This window comes from Diaphorobacter caeni (assembly GCF_015354245.1).
Lineage (GTDB): Bacteria > Pseudomonadota > Gammaproteobacteria > Burkholderiales > Burkholderiaceae_C > Diaphorobacter_A > Diaphorobacter_A caeni.
The window spans coordinates 630,986-648,522 of record NZ_JADKYZ010000002.1; the positions used below are offsets into that span (position 1 = coordinate 630,986).

16 protein-coding genes are annotated in these 17,537 nt (G+C 63.6%); 8 read left to right on the top strand and 8 right to left on the bottom strand.

Translation table 11 applies throughout. The annotated features are described in order from the left end of the window. Positions 1 to 16 precede the first annotated feature (16 nt). Positions 17 to 1,927: a glutamine--fructose-6-phosphate transaminase (isomerizing) gene (gene glmS / locus ISG32_RS06735; protein WP_194770455.1), complete on the bottom strand. Its 1,911-nt coding sequence runs from the start codon at positions 1,925 to 1,927 to the stop codon at positions 17 to 19. A 199-nt stretch (positions 1,928 to 2,126) separates the two neighbouring features. Between glmS and ISG32_RS06740 the strand changes: the two genes are divergently transcribed. The 3 genes from ISG32_RS06740 (at position 2,127) to ISG32_RS06750 (ending at position 4,104) form a co-directional block, all read left to right on the top strand. Then, the gene (locus ISG32_RS06740; protein ID WP_194770223.1) at positions 2,127 to 2,618 is read left to right on the top strand and encodes an Lrp/AsnC family transcriptional regulator; all 492 of its coding nucleotides are present in this window, start codon (positions 2,127 to 2,129) and stop codon (positions 2,616 to 2,618) included. A gap of 135 nt (positions 2,619 to 2,753) precedes the next feature. Continuing rightward, the gene (locus tag ISG32_RS06745; RefSeq protein WP_194770224.1) at positions 2,754 to 3,749 is read left to right on the top strand and encodes a DnaJ C-terminal domain-containing protein; all 996 of its coding nucleotides are present in this window, start codon (positions 2,754 to 2,756) and stop codon (positions 3,747 to 3,749) included. Between the two features lie 28 nt (positions 3,750 to 3,777). Next, positions 3,778 to 4,104 (top strand): chaperone modulator CbpM, encoded by a 327-nt coding sequence (locus tag ISG32_RS06750; protein WP_194770225.1) that lies wholly within the window; start codon positions 3,778 to 3,780, stop codon positions 4,102 to 4,104. A gap of 592 nt (positions 4,105 to 4,696) precedes the next feature. On the opposite strand, the gene glmU is transcribed toward ISG32_RS06750, so the two are convergent. Both glmU and ISG32_RS06760 read right to left on the bottom strand, forming a co-directional pair. Next, positions 4,697 to 6,124 (bottom strand): bifunctional UDP-N-acetylglucosamine diphosphorylase/glucosamine-1-phosphate N-acetyltransferase GlmU, encoded by a 1,428-nt coding sequence (glmU, locus tag ISG32_RS06755; RefSeq protein WP_194770226.1) that lies wholly within the window; start codon positions 6,122 to 6,124, stop codon positions 4,697 to 4,699. Between the two features lie 55 nt (positions 6,125 to 6,179). Next, positions 6,180 to 6,527: a DUF2917 domain-containing protein gene (locus tag ISG32_RS06760; protein WP_194770227.1), complete on the bottom strand. Its 348-nt coding sequence runs from the start codon at positions 6,525 to 6,527 to the stop codon at positions 6,180 to 6,182. Between the two features lie 140 nt (positions 6,528 to 6,667). Between ISG32_RS06760 and ISG32_RS06765 the strand changes: the two genes are divergently transcribed. Together ISG32_RS06765 and ISG32_RS06770 are read left to right on the top strand one after the other, a co-directional pair. Beyond that, on the top strand, positions 6,668 to 7,702 hold the full coding sequence (locus ISG32_RS06765) for a LysR substrate-binding domain-containing protein (protein WP_194770228.1): 1,035 nt from the start codon (positions 6,668 to 6,670) through the stop codon (positions 7,700 to 7,702). Positions 7,703 to 7,895: 193 nt separating this feature from the next. Beyond that, complete coding sequence (locus ISG32_RS06770) at positions 7,896 to 8,330, top strand: bacteriohemerythrin (protein ID WP_194770229.1); 435 nt, start codon at positions 7,896 to 7,898, stop codon at positions 8,328 to 8,330. 92 nt (positions 8,331 to 8,422) lie between these two features. On the opposite strand, the gene tyrS is transcribed toward ISG32_RS06770, so the two are convergent. Next, complete coding sequence (gene tyrS, locus ISG32_RS06775) at positions 8,423 to 9,655, bottom strand: tyrosine--tRNA ligase (RefSeq protein ID WP_194770230.1); 1,233 nt, start codon at positions 9,653 to 9,655, stop codon at positions 8,423 to 8,425. Between the two features lie 209 nt (positions 9,656 to 9,864). Here tyrS and ISG32_RS06780 point away from each other — a divergent pair, with 209 nt between their 5' ends. After that, a complete protein-coding gene (locus ISG32_RS06780) occupies positions 9,865 to 11,229 on the top strand; it encodes a M23 family metallopeptidase (RefSeq protein WP_194770231.1) in 1,365 nt (454 codons plus the stop codon). A gap of 37 nt (positions 11,230 to 11,266) precedes the next feature. Further along, positions 11,267 to 12,400, top strand: a complete 1,134-nt coding sequence (locus tag ISG32_RS06785; protein ID WP_194770232.1) for an anhydro-N-acetylmuramic acid kinase — start codon at positions 11,267 to 11,269, stop codon at positions 12,398 to 12,400. An 88-nt stretch (positions 12,401 to 12,488) separates the two neighbouring features. Here the strand turns inward: ISG32_RS06785 and erpA are convergent, their stop codons facing one another. From erpA to ISG32_RS06805, 4 genes are all read right to left on the bottom strand, one after another. After that, positions 12,489 to 12,857, bottom strand: a complete 369-nt coding sequence (gene erpA / locus ISG32_RS06790; RefSeq protein ID WP_166308726.1) for an iron-sulfur cluster insertion protein ErpA — start codon at positions 12,855 to 12,857, stop codon at positions 12,489 to 12,491. 405 nt (positions 12,858 to 13,262) lie between these two features. After that, the gene (gene rpsI, locus ISG32_RS06795; protein WP_194770233.1) at positions 13,263 to 13,655 is read right to left on the bottom strand and encodes a 30S ribosomal protein S9; all 393 of its coding nucleotides are present in this window, start codon (positions 13,653 to 13,655) and stop codon (positions 13,263 to 13,265) included. Positions 13,656 to 13,665: 10 nt separating this feature from the next. Beyond that, complete coding sequence (gene rplM / locus ISG32_RS06800; protein WP_194770234.1) at positions 13,666 to 14,097, bottom strand: 50S ribosomal protein L13; 432 nt, start codon at positions 14,095 to 14,097, stop codon at positions 13,666 to 13,668. A 244-nt stretch (positions 14,098 to 14,341) separates the two neighbouring features. Next, positions 14,342 to 16,354, bottom strand: coding sequence for a serine/threonine protein kinase (locus ISG32_RS06805; RefSeq protein WP_194770235.1), 2,013 nt, complete (start codon positions 16,352 to 16,354; stop codon positions 14,342 to 14,344). 255 nt (positions 16,355 to 16,609) lie between these two features. On the opposite strand from ISG32_RS06805, the gene ISG32_RS06810 reads away from it, so the two are divergent. Continuing rightward, positions 16,610 to 17,494 carry a 23S rRNA (adenine(2030)-N(6))-methyltransferase RlmJ gene (locus tag ISG32_RS06810; protein ID WP_194770236.1) on the top strand — a complete coding sequence of 295 codons (885 nt, stop codon included), beginning with the start codon at positions 16,610 to 16,612 and terminating at the stop codon, positions 17,492 to 17,494. Positions 17,495 to 17,537: the final 43 nt, after the last annotated feature.

Below are 17,537 nucleotides of genomic sequence, written 5' to 3' on the forward strand. Positions count from 1 at the left end.
CGGAGCATGTGGCGGATCACTCCACCGTCACGGATTTGGCCAGGTTGCGCGGCTTGTCCACATCGGTGCCGCGTGCCACGGCGGTGTGATAGGCGAGCAGTTGCAGCGGCACCACGTGCAGGATAGGGCTCAACGCACCGTAGTGCTCCGGCATGCGGATGACGTGGATGCCCTCCTCGTTCTCGATCTGCGAATCGCCGTCTGCCAGCACATACAGCACGCCGCCGCGTGCACGCACTTCCTGCATGTTGCTCTTGAGTTTTTCGAGCAACTCGTCGTGCGGCGCCACGGTGACCACCGGCATGCTGCTGGTGACGAGCGCAAGCGGGCCGTGCTTAAGTTCGCCAGCAGGATACGCCTCGGCGTGGATGTAGCTGATTTCCTTGAGCTTGAGCGCACCTTCCAGCGCGATCGGATAGTGGATGCCGCGTCCGAGGAACAGGGCGTTTTCCATCTTCGCGAAATCTTCGGCCCAGCTGATGACCTGTGGCTCCAGCGCCAGCACGGCCTGCAGAGCGACGGGCAGGTGGCGCATCGACGTAAGGTACTGCGCTTCCTGCTCTTCGGTCAGGCGTCCCTTGGATTGGGCAAGCGCCAGCGTGAGCAGGAACAGGCCCGCGAGCTGCGTCGTGAACGCCTTGGTCGACGCCACTCCGATTTCCACGCCCGCGCGGGTGATGTAGGCCAGCTCGCATTCACGCACCATGGCGCTGGTCGCCACGTTGCAGACGGTGAGCGTGTGCGTCATCCCGAGACTCTGCGCATGGCGCAGCGCGGCCAGGGTGTCTGCCGTTTCGCCAGACTGGCTGATGGTGACCACCAGCGTCTTCGGGTTGGGCACGCTGGTGCGGTAGCGGTATTCGCTCGCAACTTCCACGTTGCAGGGTATCTTGGCGATGGATTCGATCCAGTACTTGGCCGCGCAGCCGCTGTAGTAGCTGGTGCCGCAGGCGAGGATCAGCACCGAATCGATCTCCTTGAACACGCGCCACGCGGCGGTGCGGGTGCCGCCGTCGGCGTCCAGTCCGTCGAACAGCTCAGGCACGATGCCCTGCACACCTTCCAGCGTGTCGGCGATCGCGCGTGGCTGCTCGAAGATTTCCTTCTGCATGTAGTGGCGATACGGGCCGAGCTCGGCTGCGCCGCTGTGGGCATGCACGGTGCGCACCGGACGCTCGGCATCGCTCATGCGCTGGCCGGCGTGGTCAACGATCCAGTAGCGGCCGGGCTGCAGATCGACCAGATCGCCTTCCTTCAGATAGACGATCTGGTTGGTCACGCCCGCCAAAGCCATCGCATCGCTCGCAAGAAAATTCTCGGACTCGCCCACGCCCAGCACCAGCGGCGATCCGGCTCGCGCGCCGACCACGCGGTGCGGCTCGTCCTTGTGCATCACCGCGATCGCGTAGGCACCGTGCAGTTGCGCGACCGCTGCCTTCACCGCGTCAAACAGGTCGCCGTCATACAGACTGTCCACCAGATGCGCGATGACCTCGGTGTCGGTCTGGCTTGAAAACGCGTAGCCGCGCGCCTGCAGCATGCGGCGCAGCTCCTGATAGTTCTCGATGATGCCGTTGTGCACCAGCGCCACCCGCCCCGCACGGTCGGTCTCGGCGGGTGCGGCGTTCGGGCCGTGGCTGAAATGCGGATGGGCGTTGTGCACCGCCGGCGCACCATGCGTGGCCCAGCGGGTATGGGCGATGCCCGTCGCTCCCTGCAGATGCTCGGCATCAACCTGATCCTGCAGCTCTGCCACGCGGGCCGTGCTGCGCGCCCGATGCAGACCACCCATGGGGTTGCTGCCCATGCTGGCCTCGTGCACTGCGACGCCGCAGGAGTCGTAACCGCGATACTCCAGCCGCTGCAGGCCCTGCACAAGAATGGGAACGATGTTGCGTTGGGAAACCGCGCCGACGATGCCGCACATAGATGAAAGCTCCATGCGGAGCTGCCGGCTCCGCGTTCGGGTGAGAAATTTCAAGGATCAGTGGTCAGTGATCGCTGATCAGGAATGGACGGCATCGTACGCAGGCAATCATGAATTTTGTTATTCATTTTTGATTGAATTTGAAATAATATTTCTCAACAAATCAAATTTGAAATTGAATTTCAAAAATCTATAAATTATGGAACTGCAAGACACCATCGACAACGTCGATCGACAGCTGCTCGATCTTCTGCAGCAGAACGCCGCCATCAGCAACCAGTCTCTGGCCGAGCAGGTCCACGTCTCGCCGCCCACCTGCCTGCGTCGGGTGAGGCGTCTGCACGATCTGGGCCTGATCGAGAAACAGGTCGCCTTGCTCCAGCCCGAGCGGCTCGCCGCGCTGCAGGGACACGGTCTCACCGCGATCGTCGAGATCACGCTCGATCAGCAGGGCGCAGAGTTCCTGAACGCCTTCGAGTCCCGCGTGAAGACCGATGAACAGGTGCAGCAATGCTGGCGCGTGTCGCCCGGGCCGGACTTCATTCTGGTGGTCCACGCACACGACATGCCCGCTTACCACGCGCTCGCGCAGCGGCTTTTCACGCATGACGCCAATGTGCGCAACGTCAAGGCCTTCTTCGCCACGCACCGCGCCAAATTCGATACGCGCGTGCCCATCCGGCTTGAATAGATGCAGTTTGTCACCATATGGAATCCATGCAATGCCCGCCGAATTCTCTCGGCCCTCGGCATTCGCCTACTATTCACCAGTACATATCCATAAACGTCGGCCATAGCCAACAGCGCCGATCCAGGAGCGTGATGCATGGAATTCAAGGACTACTACAAGATCCTCGGCGTCGAAAAGAACGCCTCCGCGGACGAGATCAAAAAGTCATACCGCAAGCTCGCCCGCAAATACCACCCGGATGTCAGCAAGGAAGCTGACGCCTCGGCACGCATGGCCGAAGTCAATGAGGCCAACACCGTTCTGTCCGACCCCGAAAAACGCGCGGCCTACGACAACCTCGGCAAGGAAAGCGCCTATCGCGCGGGCCAGGATTTCCGCGCGCCGCCGAACTGGGACGCCGGCTACGAATTCACCGGCTCGCACGACGGCGACGGCATGGACAGCGCCGCCTTCAGCGACTTCTTCGAGCAGATGTTCGGCCGCGCCGCGCGCGCCCAGCGTGGCGCCGGTGGTGGCGGCGCTGGGGCGGGCGCCTCCCAGTTCCGAGGCGGGCCGCCTCCCTCGCAGCGCGGTGAAGACCACCACGCCAAGATCGAACTCGACCTGCAGGACTCCTACAGCGGCGCTGAGCGCATGCTCACGCTGCGCGGAGCCCGGCTCGACGACAGCGGCCATCTGGTCAACGAAGAGCGCCAACTGCAGGTCACCATTCCGAAGGGCGTGCGCGAAGGCCAACTGATCCGTCTGTCCGGCCAGGGCAGCCCCGGCTTCGGCGGCGCACCGAACGGCGACCTCTTTCTCGAAGTGCAGTTCAAGCCCGACACCCGTTGGCGCGCTCAGGACCGCGACGTCTACCAATCGGTCAATGTCACCCCTTGGGAAGCCGAACTCGGCGGCCCCGTCGAGGTAACCACGCCCAACGGCAGCACGGTCGAGGTCAACATCCCCGCCCACTCCAAATCCGGCCGCAAGCTGCGCCTGAAGGAGCGCGGCCTGCCCGCCGCCACGCCGGGTGACCTGTATCTGGAACTGCACATCGTCCAGCCCCAGGCCACCACGGAAGAACAACGCGCCGCCTACGCCCATCTGGCCAAGGCCTTCCCGCAGTTCAACCCACGCAGCGGCCAGTGACGCGCAAGCTAGAAGAAGGACACTTCACATGCCCAACCCACACGACACCCCGCGCGCTCTCGGCGAACTGCTCGACGACCACACCCTGAGCCTCGAAGACCTCGCCCGCGCCTGCGCCAAAGCCCCGGACTGGGTGACCGAACGCGTCTCGGAAGGCCTGCTGCAGGGACAGGAGGCTGCTGGCACCTGGCGCTTCACCAGCACCACCGTGATCCGTGCGCGCCGCATCGCCAGACTCGAATCGACGTTCGATGCTGATCCTCAACTGGCTGCGCTGACTACTGATCTGATGGAGGAAGTGGTGGAGTTGCGGCTGCGAATGCGGCAGATGGAGGAGGCGCTGAAGGCGCGCTGAGCAGTCCTGCGGTGAGGCTCTCCCCTGCTCGATCACCGTGGTGTGGGGTTGAGGGCGGAGGCCGGGAGTTCCGCCCGGCGGCGGAGTAACTTTTCGCTTGCGCGCGAAAAGTCACCAAAAGCGCGCTTTTGAATACGGAGTCACGCGGCAGAACTCGCTTTGCGCTGCGCGCGCCGCTCGGACAACCGCCGCGAGTCAGTGTTTAACCAAGAGGAATGTTCAGCACGTCGCTTCGCTTGTGCCGAAACATCTCGCGACTTCGCGAGATGCTGGGATGCTGGGATGCCAGCGCTGCGCGATTTTTGATTTGCTCGCTGGATCAACTGCGCTCAAGAGAGCAGCGGGCATGTAGTGCCCAACCCAACTCTGCAAGCCCCCGGCACGAGCGAAGCAAAGTGCCGCAACACCTCTTCAAAACTGATTTCCGGCGGTTGTCCGAGCGGAGCGCGAAGCGCGCAGTCGAGTTCCGCCGGAGGTATTGAAAGCGCGTTTTTGATTACTTTTTGCGCGCAAGCAAAAAGTGATTGCCCCGCCGGGGGCAGTCCCGGCCTCCGCCCTCAACCAAAGACCAGCAACCAGCAACCAGAAGAAATTACTTCTTGGAAGGCCGCTTCCAGTCGGCAATACTGACCTGCTTCCCCCGAGCCACAGTCAACGCCCCCGGCAAAGCATTCTTCGTCACGGTAGACCCCCCACCCACCGTACCACCCGCACCGATGGTGACCGGCGCCACCAGCACGCAATTGCTCCCGATGTGCACATCCGCCTCGATCACGGTGCGGTGCTTGTTCACGCCATCGTAGTTGGCGGTGATGCTTCCGGCGCCGTAGTTCACCCGCTCGCCCACGGTGGCATCGCCGAGATAGGCCAGATGGTTGGCCTTGGCTCCGTCCGCCAGCGTGGAGTTCTTCACCTCCACGAAATTGCCGATGTGCACCTCGCGGCCCAGTTGCGCGCCTGGGCGCAGACGTGCGAACGGCCCGATCAGTGCGCCCTCGCCGACCGAGACGCCGGCCTTCTCGCCGTCGATGTGGGTGAACGGATGAATCACGGCACCCGCCGCGATCTTCACGTTGCTGATGTGGCAGTACGCGCCGATGCGCGCGCCTTCACCGATCTCCACGGCGCCCGTGAAAATGCAGCCCACGTCGATGTCCACGTCGGTCGAGCAGTTCAGTTGGGCGAGCACGCCGCGCGCGTCGTCGCGCAGGTCGAATCGCGCGGGGTCGGCCAGGCGCACGCCCTGCTCCATCAGCTTGGCGGCCTGGCGCAGCTGGTGGGCGCGCTCGAGCGCCGCAAGCTGCATGGGACTGTTCACGCCCTCGACCTGCAGCGGGTCGTCGATGCAGTGACCGATCACGGGAACGCCATCGGCCACCGCCATCGCGACCACGTCGGTCAGGTAGTACTCCTTCTGCGCATTGTTGTTGTCCAGGCGCGCGAGCCATTGCTTCAAGTGCCTGGCGGGCGCGGCCATGATGCCGCTGTAGATCTCGTTGATCGCGCGCTGCGCGTCGCTCGCGTCCTTGTGCTCGACGATGCGCTGGACCACGCCGTTCGCGTCGCGCACGATGCGCCCGTAGCCGGTGGGGTCGGGCACGCGCACCGAGAGCAGCGCGAGCTTGTCTCCGCCGGACGCTTCGACCAGATCGGCCACGGTCTGCGCCAGCGTGAGCGGTACGTCACCCGAGAGCACAACGACCACGCCATCATCGTCCTGCAGCTTGGGCACGGCCTGCTGCACGGCATGGCCGGTGCCAAGCTGCGGCTCCTGGCGCACGAACTGCATGTCGAGCGACGTCGCCATCGGCAGCTGGAATGCGGCGCACGCGGCTTCGACCTGCTCGGCGCCGTGCCCCGTCACCACCACCACGCGGCGCGGTGCGAGGCTCTGCGCCTGCGACACCACGTGCTGCAGCAGCGGTCTGCCCGCCAGACGTTGCAGAACCTTGGGAGTGCGGCTTTTCATGCGCGTGCCCTTGCCCGCGGCCATGATGATGATGTCGAGTTGCGCTGTCATGTGTGTTGGATGCGAGTCGGCGGCTCGCCAGAAGAGCAAAAGACGGATTATCAGCCTATCCGCCGCCCGCGAGCTCCGTCGTGCGGCGCTCCCACGCGAAGCGCACGGCCTGCCCGGCAACTGGCTCGAGCACCAGATGCCTGCCCGGTGCGACATCGAGCATCTGCCCCGCAAAGAGAAACAGGTCCTCGGACCGCTCCGCGCCCACCGCAGTCAGGGTGATCCAGGCGTGGCCGCTGCTCGCGAGCAGCCTGAGCCGCATCGGCTCGCGGCTGCGCAGGCTCGCGGCAAGGCCCGATCGCAGGATGTTCGTCTCGAAGAATTCCACGCGTTCGGAGGGAACGGAGGGCTGGCTCCGGGAAAGACTCCATTGTTGCGTGACGGGAACATGCGCGGTGGTCATATCCGGCTCCTTCTGCCTGCTGTAAATCGTCAAATCCGTTGAATACGCTGAATATTTGACTCGCACTGCTTTCCGTCGTCCAATGAAATGGATTCTGCTGATAGATGCACAATTCGCATCAATCCCGACGCCACACGACGATGAAGCCCAACAGACCCGCTCCAACGACCGCCGCCTCGCGGCCACCCACCCCGCCGCCGATTGCACATCTGCGCACGCGACCGGTCTCGGTGGGCCACTGGCGGGCGTTTCTGGCCGTTGCGCGGCATTTGAATTTCCGCGCCGCGGCGGACGAGCTGGCACTGACCCAATCCGCCGTGAGCCGGCAGATCCAGTCACTCGAAGAGGAAGTGGGCGTTCCGCTCTTTCTGCGCCACACCCGCGCCGTCGAATTGACGACGGCCGGTGGCCAGCTGTTCCAGACGCTCACTCCCGCGCTCGAGCGCCTCGACGCCGCCGTGCGCATGGTGCGCCAGAGCGCCGGCCGCAAGAACGTGGCGATCACCACCTGGGCAAGCTTCGCGTCGATGTGGCTGATCCCGAAACTCGAGGATTTCCAGCGCAACCATCCCGACATCGACATCCGCATCGACGCGAGCGACAACATCGTCGATCTGGACACCTCCGACGTCGACCTTGCCCTGCGCTCCAGCGTGCCGGGCTCCCAACCGGCCGGAGCAAAGCGGCTGTTCGGCGAGCAGCTCTGCGTGGTGGCCAGTCCGTGGCTGCTCAAGAGCATGGAGCCGATCCGCACGCCCGCCGACGTGGCGCGCTTCACGCTGATCGAGGCGGGCGACGCCCACCGGCTGCCCTATTTCGAGTGGATCACCTGGAGGCGCTGGTTCGAGGTCTACGGCGTCTCGCGCCTGCAACCCGCTCGCTGGCTGTATTTCAACTACGCGCAACAAATCGTGCAGTCCACGCTCGCCGGTCAGGGTCTCGCGCTCGCCCGCATGCCGCTGGTTGCGGATGCGCTTGCCACCGGCGATCTGGTGGAGGTGCTGCCGGGCCACCGACTCGACTCGCCGCTGGCCTACTGGCTGATCGTCGGACCGCGCAGCTCCCAGCGCCCGGAGGTGCAGGCGTTCTGCGCTTGGCTGCAACTGCAGGCGCAGACCACGCGCGAAGCCATCGGCGAGATTCCCGATACCGACCTGCTCGACGATCTGCACTGAGTCTTGCCCCCGTTGCAAGCCCTTTGAGAAAGCGCAAGCCTCATTCGGCCAAGAATGCGGCTTATCCATCAATGGATTTGCGTTGAATCAATCGCCGGTCAAACATGACTCCAGATTGCAGAAACACCTACTCACAAATTTAACAATTAGATGGCATTCTGGTCCGCTTTACCCTCACAGCAGGAGGATGCGGATGACCTTGATGCCCTGGAGCGCGGAACTGGAACTTGGACTCGTCGAGATCGACACGCAGCACCGCGTGCTGGTCGATCTGGCGAACGCGATGCATGACGAAATCCGCGATGTCGGACCGCACAGTGCGGCCATAGGGCAGATTCTGGAATCGCTGGTGGACTACACGCACAACCACTTCATCATGGAAGAAGTGCTGTTCCGCAAGTATCAATACTCCCATGAAGAAGCCCACGAGGCGGAGCACGGCGTCTTCACCGGCCGGATCATGGACCTGCTGACCCGTTTCGAAGACGGCGACACCGTCGGGCCCGAGGCGCTCGAGCTGCTCAAGAACTGGCTGACCCACCACATCTGCGTGGTGGATCGCGCCTATCTGCCTTTCATGAAGGCGGCACTTGCAAGCGAAGCAGCCGCCGATGCGGTCCCCGGTTGAGCCTCGGGGAGCCATGAAGATAAGCGAGGGAAGTGGGGGTCCGCTCCCCATGACGCTTCGCGGCCGCCGCGAAGCGCCTCAGTGGGCATTTCTCAGTAGAGCGTCACGCGCGCGAACTTGCGCTTGCCGACCTGCAGCACAAAGGTGCCGGCCTCGACCTTCAGGCCCTTGTCGCTGATCACCGTGCCGTCAATGCGCACACCGCCGCCGTCGATCAGGCGGTTGGCCTCGCTGCCAGATGGGGCCAGATTGGCCTGCTTGAGCAAGGCACCGATGCCCAGCGGCGCGCCCGACAGCTGCACCTCCGGAATGTCGTCGGGAATGCCGCCCTTGGAGCGGTTGATGAAGTCCTGCTCGGCCGCCTCGGCCGCCGCACCGCTGTGAAAGCGCGCGGTGATCTCCTTGGCCAGCAGCACCTTGGCATCCTTGGGATTGCGCCCGCCCTCGATCTCGAGCTTGAGCGCGGCGATTTCCGACAGGCTCATGAAGGACAGCAGCGTGTACCAGTCCCACATCAGATCGTCCGAGATCGACAGCACCTTGGCGAACATGGTGTTGGCGTCCTCGGTGATGCCGATGTAGTTGTTCTTGGACTTGGACATCTTGTTCTCGCCGTCCAACCCAACAAGCAGCGGCATAGTGAGCACGCACTGCGATTCCTGACCATATTCCGCCTGCAGGTGGCGACCCATCAGCAGATTGAACTTCTGGTCCGTGCCGCCAAGCTCCAGATCGGACTTGAGCGCCACCGAGTCATAGCCCTGCAGCAGCGGGTAGAGGAACTCGTGCAGGCTGATCGAGCTGCCGTCCGTGAAGCGCTGGTGGAAGTCGTTGCGCTCCATCATGCGGGCCACCGTGTACTTGGCCGACAGCTGGATCATGCCGCGCGCACCGAGCTGGTCGCACCATTCGCTGTTGTAGCGCAGCTCGGTCCTGTTCGGGTCGAGGATCTTGTAGGCCTGATCGCGGTAGGTCTCGGCGTTCACCTTGATCTGCTCGGCCGTCAGCGGCGGGCGGGTGGTGTTGCGGCCGGAGGGGTCACCGATCAGCGTGGTGAAGTCGCCGATCAGGAAGATCACGGTGTGGCCAAGATCCTGGAGCTGGCGCATCTTGTTCAGAACGACCGTATGGCCAATGTGGATATCGGGCGCCGTGGGGTCCAGCCCGAGCTTGATGCGCAGCGGCTTGCCGGTCGCTTCGGAACGCGCCAGTTTCTGGGTCCAGTCCTCCTTGGGAAGCAATTCGTCCACCCCGCGCAGCGTGATTTCGAGCGCCTGTCTGACACTGTCAGTGACCGGGTATGTTGTAACAGCTGAATGATTCATAAGGGTTTTTAGGGGTGTCTGGTCAGACATGGTCGTTATACTTCTGCACTTCGATGCGGTGAAGGATTCTAGTAGGCTCGTCTTATGACAGGTGCCTTCCTCCTTGTAACTGCGCACCAGAATACTGCGATATCCACCCGCACGCCCCTGCCTGACACTTTCAGCTGGCCCGTGTACGGATATACGCCAAAAGCTCAGGGGTACGACTTTTGAAGCATGGTTTAACCACCGCGTACACGGCCTTGGCCGAGCGCCTAGTTCTAATAGCCCAGAACCATCCGAAGCGCATTGCGGCTGCCGTGGCGGCCGTTCTTCTGACCGGTGGCGGCGGCGCCTTCGCCGTGGCCAATCTGGGGCCTGACGCCTCCGATCTGCCGATCCGCACGATCACGCACGCGGCCACCTCGCTGGCCGAAGACCAGCCGCTGTCGGCGCTGGTGGACATTCCGAGCTACTCGCTCTACCGATCCGACACCACCCGCAGCAGCGACAGTGCCGAGAGCCTGCTGCAGCGCATGGGCGTGGCCGATCCGGCCGCAGCCTCCTTCCTGCGCACCAACGACCTCGTCCGCCAGAACCTGCTGGGCCGCGCCGGCCGCTCGGTCACGGCCGAGACCACCGACGATCACCGCCTCACGCAGCTCACCGCCCGCTGGGCGCCTGACGAAAGCGGCAGCTTCAAGCGCCTGGTGATCAAGACCACCGGCGACGGCAAGTTCTCCGCCAACATCGAAACCGCACCTCTGACCGTGGGCAGCCGCTTTGCGGGCGGCATCATCCGCAATTCGCTGTTCGCGGCGACCGACGCCTCCAACATTCCCGACTCGGTGGCCGTGCAGCTCGCCGACGTCTTCTCCAACAACATCGACTTCCACCGCTCCCTGCGCAAGGATGACCGCTTCTCGGTCGTCTACGAAACGCTGGAAGCCGACGGCGAGCCCCTGCGCGCCGGTCGCGTGCTGAGCGCCGAGTTCCACAACAACGGCAAGACCTTTGACGCCGTCTGGTATCAGGAACCCGGTCGTTCCAAGGGCGCGTATTTCACGCTCAACGGCGACAGCATGCAGCGTGCGTTCCTGACCTCTCCCGTGGAGTTCACCCGCATCAGCAGCGCGTTCTCGATGCGCATGCACCCGATTCTCAGAACCTGGCGCGCCCACAACGGCACGGATCTGGCCGCCCCCACCGGCACCACGGTGCGCACCGTGGGTGACGGCGTGGTGAGCTTCGCAGGCGTTCAGAACGGCTACGGCAACGTCGTCTACATCAAGCACTCCGGCAATCAGGAAACGGTCTATGCCCACCTGAGCTCCGTCGACGTCAAGCAGGGCCAATCGGTCGAGCAGGGCCAGAAGATCGGCGCCGTAGGCTCCACCGGCTGGGCCACCGGCCCGCACCTTCACTACGAACTGCGGGTGAACGGCGAGCAGCGTGACCCGATGGCCACGGCTTTGGCCAGCGACGCATCGCGCCCCATCTCCAAGGCTTCGCGCCCCGCGTTCGAACGTCTGGCTGAAAACATGCGCATCCAGCTGTCCTCGGCAGCCCTGCAGACGACGGCGCGCGCCGACTGATCATCACCCGATCCCCTGTCGACGTGCAAGGACGCAGATGACGACTGACCGCGACGACAAGCCAAGCCTGTTCATAGGCCTGATGTCCGGCACCTCGCTGGACGGCGTGGATGGCGTGCTGGTGGCCTTCTCAGGCAATGGCAAGCCCCAACTGAGGCATCACGCCTCCAGCCCGTTTCCGGACGATCTGCGCACCGAGCTGCTGGCGCTCAACACCAGCGGCGCCAACGAACTGCATCGCGCAGCCCTCGCGGCCAACGGTCTGGTGCGTGTCTATGCACAGGTGGTGCGCGATCTCCTCAAGCAAGGTGGCCTGAAGGCCGGCGACATCACCGGCATCGGCGCGCATGGCCAGACCGTGCGCCACCGCCCGCAGGAATTCGATCACAACGGCTACACCCTGCAGCTCAACAATCCCGCCTTGCTGGCCGAGCTCAGCGGCAGCACGGTCGTGGCGGATTTCAGATCGCGCGACGTGGCCGCCGGTGGCCAGGGCGCGCCGCTCGTGCCCGCCTTCCATGTGGGCGTATTCGGCCGCGCGGGAGAAACCGTGGCCGTGCTCAACCTTGGCGGCATCGCCAATCTGAGCGTGCTGCGGGCGGATGGCAGCGTGCTCGGCTTTGACTGCGGCCCCGCCAACGCGCTCATGGACTATTGGTGCCACCAGCACACCGGCAAGTGGTACGACGCCAATGGCACCTGGGCCGCTCAGGGCAAGATCGTCGGCCCGCTGCTTGGCGCACTGCTGCAGGAACCCTATTTCGCCCAGAACCCGCCCAAAAGCACCGGGCGCGACCTGTTCAATCCCGACTGGCTGAAGCAACGCCTCGCCAAACACCCGGACATCGACTCGCAGGACGTGCAGGCCACGCTCGCCGAGCTGACCGCCATCTCCTGCGCCGATGACCTCAAGCGCCTCGCCCCCGATGCCCGTGAGCTCATCGTCTGCGGCGGCGGAGCGCTCAACCAGCACCTCATGCAGCGCCTGCAGGCCCACCTGCCCGGCGTGACGGTGCAATCCTCGGCCGCGCATGGCATCGACCCCCAGCAGGTCGAAGCCGCCGCCTTCGCGTGGCTCGCGCGCCAGTGCCTGCTGGGCCAGAGCGGCAACCTCGCATCGGTCACCGGCGCACGCGGCCCGCGCGTGCTCGGCGCGATCTACCCCGCCTGAGGCAAAGCGGCTACAAGGCGCTTTCCAGAAAAAACAAAGCCGCCTCGAAGGGCGGCTTTCGCGTTCAGGCCGGAGCCCGATGCGACGATTACACCGAGAAGCTCGATCCGCAACCGCAGGTCGTCGTCGCGTTCGGATTCTTGATCACGAACTGCGCGCCCTGCAGATCTTCCTTGTAATCGATTTCCGCGCCCAGCAGATACTGGTAGCTCATCGCGTCGATCAACAGCGACACGCCATTCTTGGTCATGGTGGTGTCGTCTTCGTTGGTGATTTCGTCAAACGTGAAACCGTATTGGAAACCCGAGCAACCGCCGCCCTGCACGAACACGCGAAGCTTCAGGTCCGGATTGCCCTCCTCGGCGATCAGATCCGCCACCTTGGCAGCGGCGCTGTCGGTGAAGACGATCGGTGCGGGCATTTCGGTCGTGGTGATGTTTTCTGCAACTGCGCTCATGGAATGAGACCCTCGTATAGCAATATATAGGGGAGATGCTACTGCAATGGGCGAGTAAATGCATCGGAAATGTGGTTTGACGCCAAACCCGTTGTGGGCATTGAAATGAAAACGGAAATCGGCAACAACGCACAGCGCCGCAGGCCGACCGATCAACGAAGCGCAGCGAGAGCCCACCCCGCCCACACAACGGTGAGATAGCCCCCTAGGCTAGGCGTCTCGCCCGCTGACAGTACTCTCGTACGGCAAGGGCGAGCAACGACGCATGAGGGGCTATCTCACCGCCTCAAAACGACCAGCCAGTCGAAGCCGAAGGCTTCGGCAAAAGACAGCCAACAAAAAACCGCCCGAAGGCGGTTTTTTGTGAAAGCAGCTGTCGAACCAAGGCCCGACAACAACAAGCGATCAACGCTTGGAGAACTGCTTGGCGCGGCGTGCGGAGTGCAGACCGACCTTCTTACGCTCGACTTCACGTGCATCACGTGTGACAAAGCCAGCTTGGCTCAGCACAGGCTTCAGCGACGCGTCATAGTCGATCAGCGCGCGGGTGATGCCGTGACGTGTAGCGCCGGCCTGACCGGATTCGCCACCACCGTGCACGTTCACTTGAATGTCGAAAGACTCGACATTGTCGGTGAGCACCAGAGGCTGCTTAGCGATCATGATGGAGGTTTGACGGCCGAAGAACTGCTGAATGTCTTTGCCATTCACAGTGATCTTGCCGGAACCCTTCTTCAGAAACACGCGGGCGACGCTGGACTTGCGACGGCCGGTGCCATTGTTCCATTCACCAATCATTCAAGGCTCCTTAGATGGCCAGCACTTTAGGCTGTTGTGCGGTGTGAGGATGCTCTTCGCCGCCATACACCTTGAGCTTCTTGATCATGGCGTAGCCCAGAGGACCCTTGGGCAGCATGCCCTTGACGGCCTTCTCGAGCGCGCGGCCAGGATGCTTGGCTTGCAGGTCACGGAAGTTGGTGGCAGTGATGCCGCCTGGGAAGCCCGAGTGACGGTAGTACACCTTGTCGAGCGACTTGGTGCCGGTAACCTTGAGCTTGGATGCGTTGATGATGACGATGTAGTCGCCGGTATCAACGTGAGGCGTGTAAATGGCCTTGTGCTTGCCGCGCAGACGGAGGGCAACTTCGCTGGCTACCCGTCCGAGCACCTTATCGGTGGCGTCAATCACAAACCACTCGTGCACGACCTCAGCGGGCTTTGCGCTGAAAGTAGTAGTCATGAGTTTCTCTTTTCAATGGAGAAGTGGTTTGGGTGGTCCTTTTCCACGGTCGGTGCAACTCTGATGGAAGCCTCTTAGGTGGTATCGCCCTGGAGTCCAGCCTCTCGGCGCGACTTCAGAACCCTTTGCCGCGGGACCTATGAATCGCTGCAAAGCCAACCATTATACAAATTTGGCGCCATGGTGCGCAAGCGGCGTGCAACGACGCGGCAAAACAACGGCCTGGCTGCGGCCGCGCGAAAGCTCACTGGCTGTACATCTGCCGCTGGCGGCGCTCTTCCTCGCGCTTGCGTCGGCTCTCCACGCAGACGGGATGGCTCTCCATGCCCGGTTGCTGGCACTGGTTGTGCACGCACATGGGCTTGGCAAGGAATCCAGCACCCGAGCAAGCATCTTCCGGATTCACGCGCTTGACGGGAGCGGCCTGCGAGGCGGCCGCCACCTGAACGGGCGCGGGTGCCGGAGCGGGCGCCGCCGGGGCGGGCTCATGCACCACCGCTTCCACCGGCTTCTTCACCGGAGCGACCTTGGGCTTTTGCTCCTTGACCACTGCCACTGCCACCGGCATCGCCGAAGCAGCCGCCGCGCTTTCGCTCGCGGCGGCCAACGCCAGGTGGGTCGCCTCACTGGCCGCCGAGGATGCCTGCTCCGGTGGCTCCGCCAGCTCGGTGATGATGTCCTCTTCGGGCGTCGGAATCACCACGGACTGCTGCGCCACCGCCTGCTGCACCGGGGCCGTCTGCGTCATCAAATACCAAGCCGCCGCTCCACCCACCAGCACCGCGAGGGCGGCGGACAGCATCAAGGCGCGGCGCGCTCCGCCGGTGCGGCCAACGGCCGCCTGCCGCCGGCTGGACGGGGACTTGGATTTCCCGTTCTTGGCTGAAGTGCCGTTGCGGGCCTTGGAAGCGGCGGCAGCCAGAGGCGGTTTGCCGTTCGGATCGACGATCTTCGTGGGCTGAAACGGATTGAATGGCTCGGCCACCGAGTCCTGAAAGTCATCCATCGCACGGACGACGGTGTCCTGGAACTCGGTCTCCGGCGCCTCGTCGCGCGATCTGTGCGCGGGTTCCGGCTTGCCCGATCCGGGCACATGCAGCACCGTGACCAGGTGGTCGGTATTGCGGCGGCCCCCATTGGCTGAGTCCTTGGCCGAGTCTTTGGCGCCGTGCGCGGCGTCGGCAGGCTGGGAGGCCGCCGGCTCTGCGGAGTCGGCAAGGCCCTCCAGAATCGACGCGTCATTGCGAACCTGCGCCTTGGGGTCGATCCAGTTTTCGCCGAGGTCGGCGCGGAAGTCGAATTTGTCCAGATGGGCCGGTGCCGTGGTCAGCCCCATCTGCTCGAGGAAGGCGTCCACCGTCCACTGACGGTCACGCGGCTGCAGCGACAGCGCCTTGGTGATCGTTTCCACGAACGCTGGCGAATACTCAATGCCGAACTGCTTGCGCACCGTGCGCGCGACGCGGCCAAACGGAACCATGCGGTCGCGGATGGAGCGCAGCGTCGAGGGCAAGGGAACGTCGTTGCAGATCACGCCGTAGATCACGGCGGCCAGTGAATAGATGTCGCTCCACGGGCCGGGCTTGAGGTCGCTGTCCGCATCGGCATATTGCTCGATGGGAGCGTAATTCACCTTGAGCACGGCGGTGTGCTTCTGGTCGCGGTCTTCGATGGCGAAGCGCGCGGCACCCAGATCGAGCAGCACCGGCGGGCCGTTGTCCTGCAGAAAAATGTTGTCCGGCGAGATGTCGCGGTGCAGCGTCTTGCCCTCGTGCAGCACGCGCAGCCCGTTGCAGACCGACCAGATCACCTTGCGCAGCCACTCCTCCGACGGCGGCGTGCGCATGTGCGTGCGGGCCTGCTTGAGCGTCATGCCGGCATACAGCGGCATCACCATGTAGGCGGTCTGGTTGGCCTCCCAGAAGCGGAAGACCTTCACGAGCGAGGGATGATCGAACTGCGCGAGCAGCCGCGCCTCGTCGACGAAGGAGGCCAGACCGGCCTGAAACGACGGCTCGTCCGACGAGGAACGTACCCACAGCGTGCGCCCGTTGGCGCGCGCGGCCAGCGACGTCGGCATGTATTCCTTGATGGCGACGAAGCGCAGCAGGGAATGGTCGAATGCCTGGTACACCATCCCGAACCCGCCCACGCCGAGCAGCCCCACGATCTCGAACTCCCCGAGGCGCACACCCACGGGCAGTGCATCGACATGGTCGACGGTGCTTGGAAGACGGGAGCCGGGAATTTCGGACATGGACAATCAGGTGGGGTGACGCGTTGTCAAGAATATTCGAGTATCAGAGGTTAGAGCATGTTTGCCGGACAGAGGGCATTCATGCCGACACAAACGGCGAATTTTCATCCGAGGTTGCAAAAACCATACTCCGGTAGAAACCGTGTTTTCGTGACGGAAACCACACATTTTGCAACGAACCGGCCCGCCGGCCTATTTCAACGGTTTTTCATGACGCAAGACGTGCACCTTCCCACTGGGACGTAAACTCCAGCGATGTTCAGTTATCGACACGCCTTTCACGCAGGAAACCACGCCGATGTGCTCAAGCACACGGTGCTGATCAGCATCCTGCAATATCTCACGCAAAAAGAGACCGCTCTGACCGTGCTCGACACGCACGCCGGAGCCGGGCTGTATCGACTGGACAGTGAGTTTTCCGAGACCAGCGGCGAAGCCGTCGACGGCGTGCAGCGCCTCTTCGACGCCAAGGATCTCACCCCCGCCCTTCAGGCCTATGTGGACGTGATCCAGTCGTTCAACAACGGCAACTCGCACAAGGTCTACCCCGGATCGCCCTTCATCGCGCAGCACCTGATGAGCGAGCGGGATCGCGACCGCCTCAAGCTGTTCGAGCTGCACCCCACCGACACCCGCACGCTCAAGGCCAACGTGGCCCAGCTTGAAGCGGGCCGCGCGATCGCGGTGCTGCAGGAAGACGGCTTCGAGGGCATCAAGAAATTCCTGCCACCACCGGCCAAGCGCGCACTGGTGCTGTGCGATCCAAGCTACGAGCTCAAGACCGACTACGGCCGCGTGCTCGACATGGTGGATGATTCGCTCAAGCGCTTCCCGACGGGTGTTTACGCCGTCTGGTATCCGATCATTCCGCGCCCCGAGGCGCATGATCTGCCGCGTCGCCTGAAGACCATGGCCGTCAAGGCCGGCAAGTCCTGGCTGCACGCCACGCTGACCGTCAAGTCCAGCAAGCTCAGCGGCGTCGCCATGGGCGAGAAGCGCCCCGGCCTGCCCGCCAGCGGCATGTTCGTGATCAACCCGCCGTTCACCCTCAAGGCCGAGATGCAGAAGGCGCTGCCGCAGATGGTCGAGCTGCTCGCCCAAGACCGCAACGCGACGCAGACGCTCGAGTCGGGCGGCTGACTCCGGAGCGATTCGAGAGCAAGTCGGGAGCGTGACCGGCGAG

Coding starts and splice junctions, on each gene's coding strand:
- glmU (WP_194770226.1), bottom strand. CDS start 6,124: ATGACAGCGCAACTCGACATCATCATCATGGCCGCGGGCAAGGGCACG.
- ISG32_RS06745 (WP_194770224.1), top strand. CDS start 2,754: ATGGAATTCAAGGACTACTACAAGATCCTCGGCGTCGAAAAGAACGCC.
- tyrS (WP_194770230.1), bottom strand. CDS start 9,655: ATGAATCATTCAGCTGTTACAACATACCCGGTCACTGACAGTGTCAGA.
- ISG32_RS06765 (WP_194770228.1), top strand. CDS start 6,668: ATGAAGCCCAACAGACCCGCTCCAACGACCGCCGCCTCGCGGCCACCC.
- ISG32_RS06805 (WP_194770235.1), bottom strand. CDS start 16,354: ATGTCCGAAATTCCCGGCTCCCGTCTTCCAAGCACCGTCGACCATGTC.
- ISG32_RS06750 (WP_194770225.1), top strand. CDS start 3,778: ATGCCCAACCCACACGACACCCCGCGCGCTCTCGGCGAACTGCTCGAC.
- ISG32_RS06785 (WP_194770232.1), top strand. CDS start 11,267: ATGACGACTGACCGCGACGACAAGCCAAGCCTGTTCATAGGCCTGATG.
- ISG32_RS06810 (WP_194770236.1), top strand. CDS start 16,610: ATGTTCAGTTATCGACACGCCTTTCACGCAGGAAACCACGCCGATGTG.
- ISG32_RS06770 (WP_194770229.1), top strand. CDS start 7,896: ATGACCTTGATGCCCTGGAGCGCGGAACTGGAACTTGGACTCGTCGAG.
- erpA (WP_166308726.1), bottom strand. CDS start 12,857: ATGAGCGCAGTTGCAGAAAACATCACCACGACCGAAATGCCCGCACCG.
- glmS (WP_194770455.1), bottom strand. CDS start 1,927: ATGTGCGGCATCGTCGGCGCGGTTTCCCAACGCAACATCGTTCCCATT.
- rpsI (WP_194770233.1), bottom strand. CDS start 13,655: ATGATTGGTGAATGGAACAATGGCACCGGCCGTCGCAAGTCCAGCGTC.
- ISG32_RS06760 (WP_194770227.1), bottom strand. CDS start 6,527: ATGACCACCGCGCATGTTCCCGTCACGCAACAATGGAGTCTTTCCCGG.
- ISG32_RS06740 (WP_194770223.1), top strand. CDS start 2,127: ATGGAACTGCAAGACACCATCGACAACGTCGATCGACAGCTGCTCGAT.
- rplM (WP_194770234.1), bottom strand. CDS start 14,097: ATGACTACTACTTTCAGCGCAAAGCCCGCTGAGGTCGTGCACGAGTGG.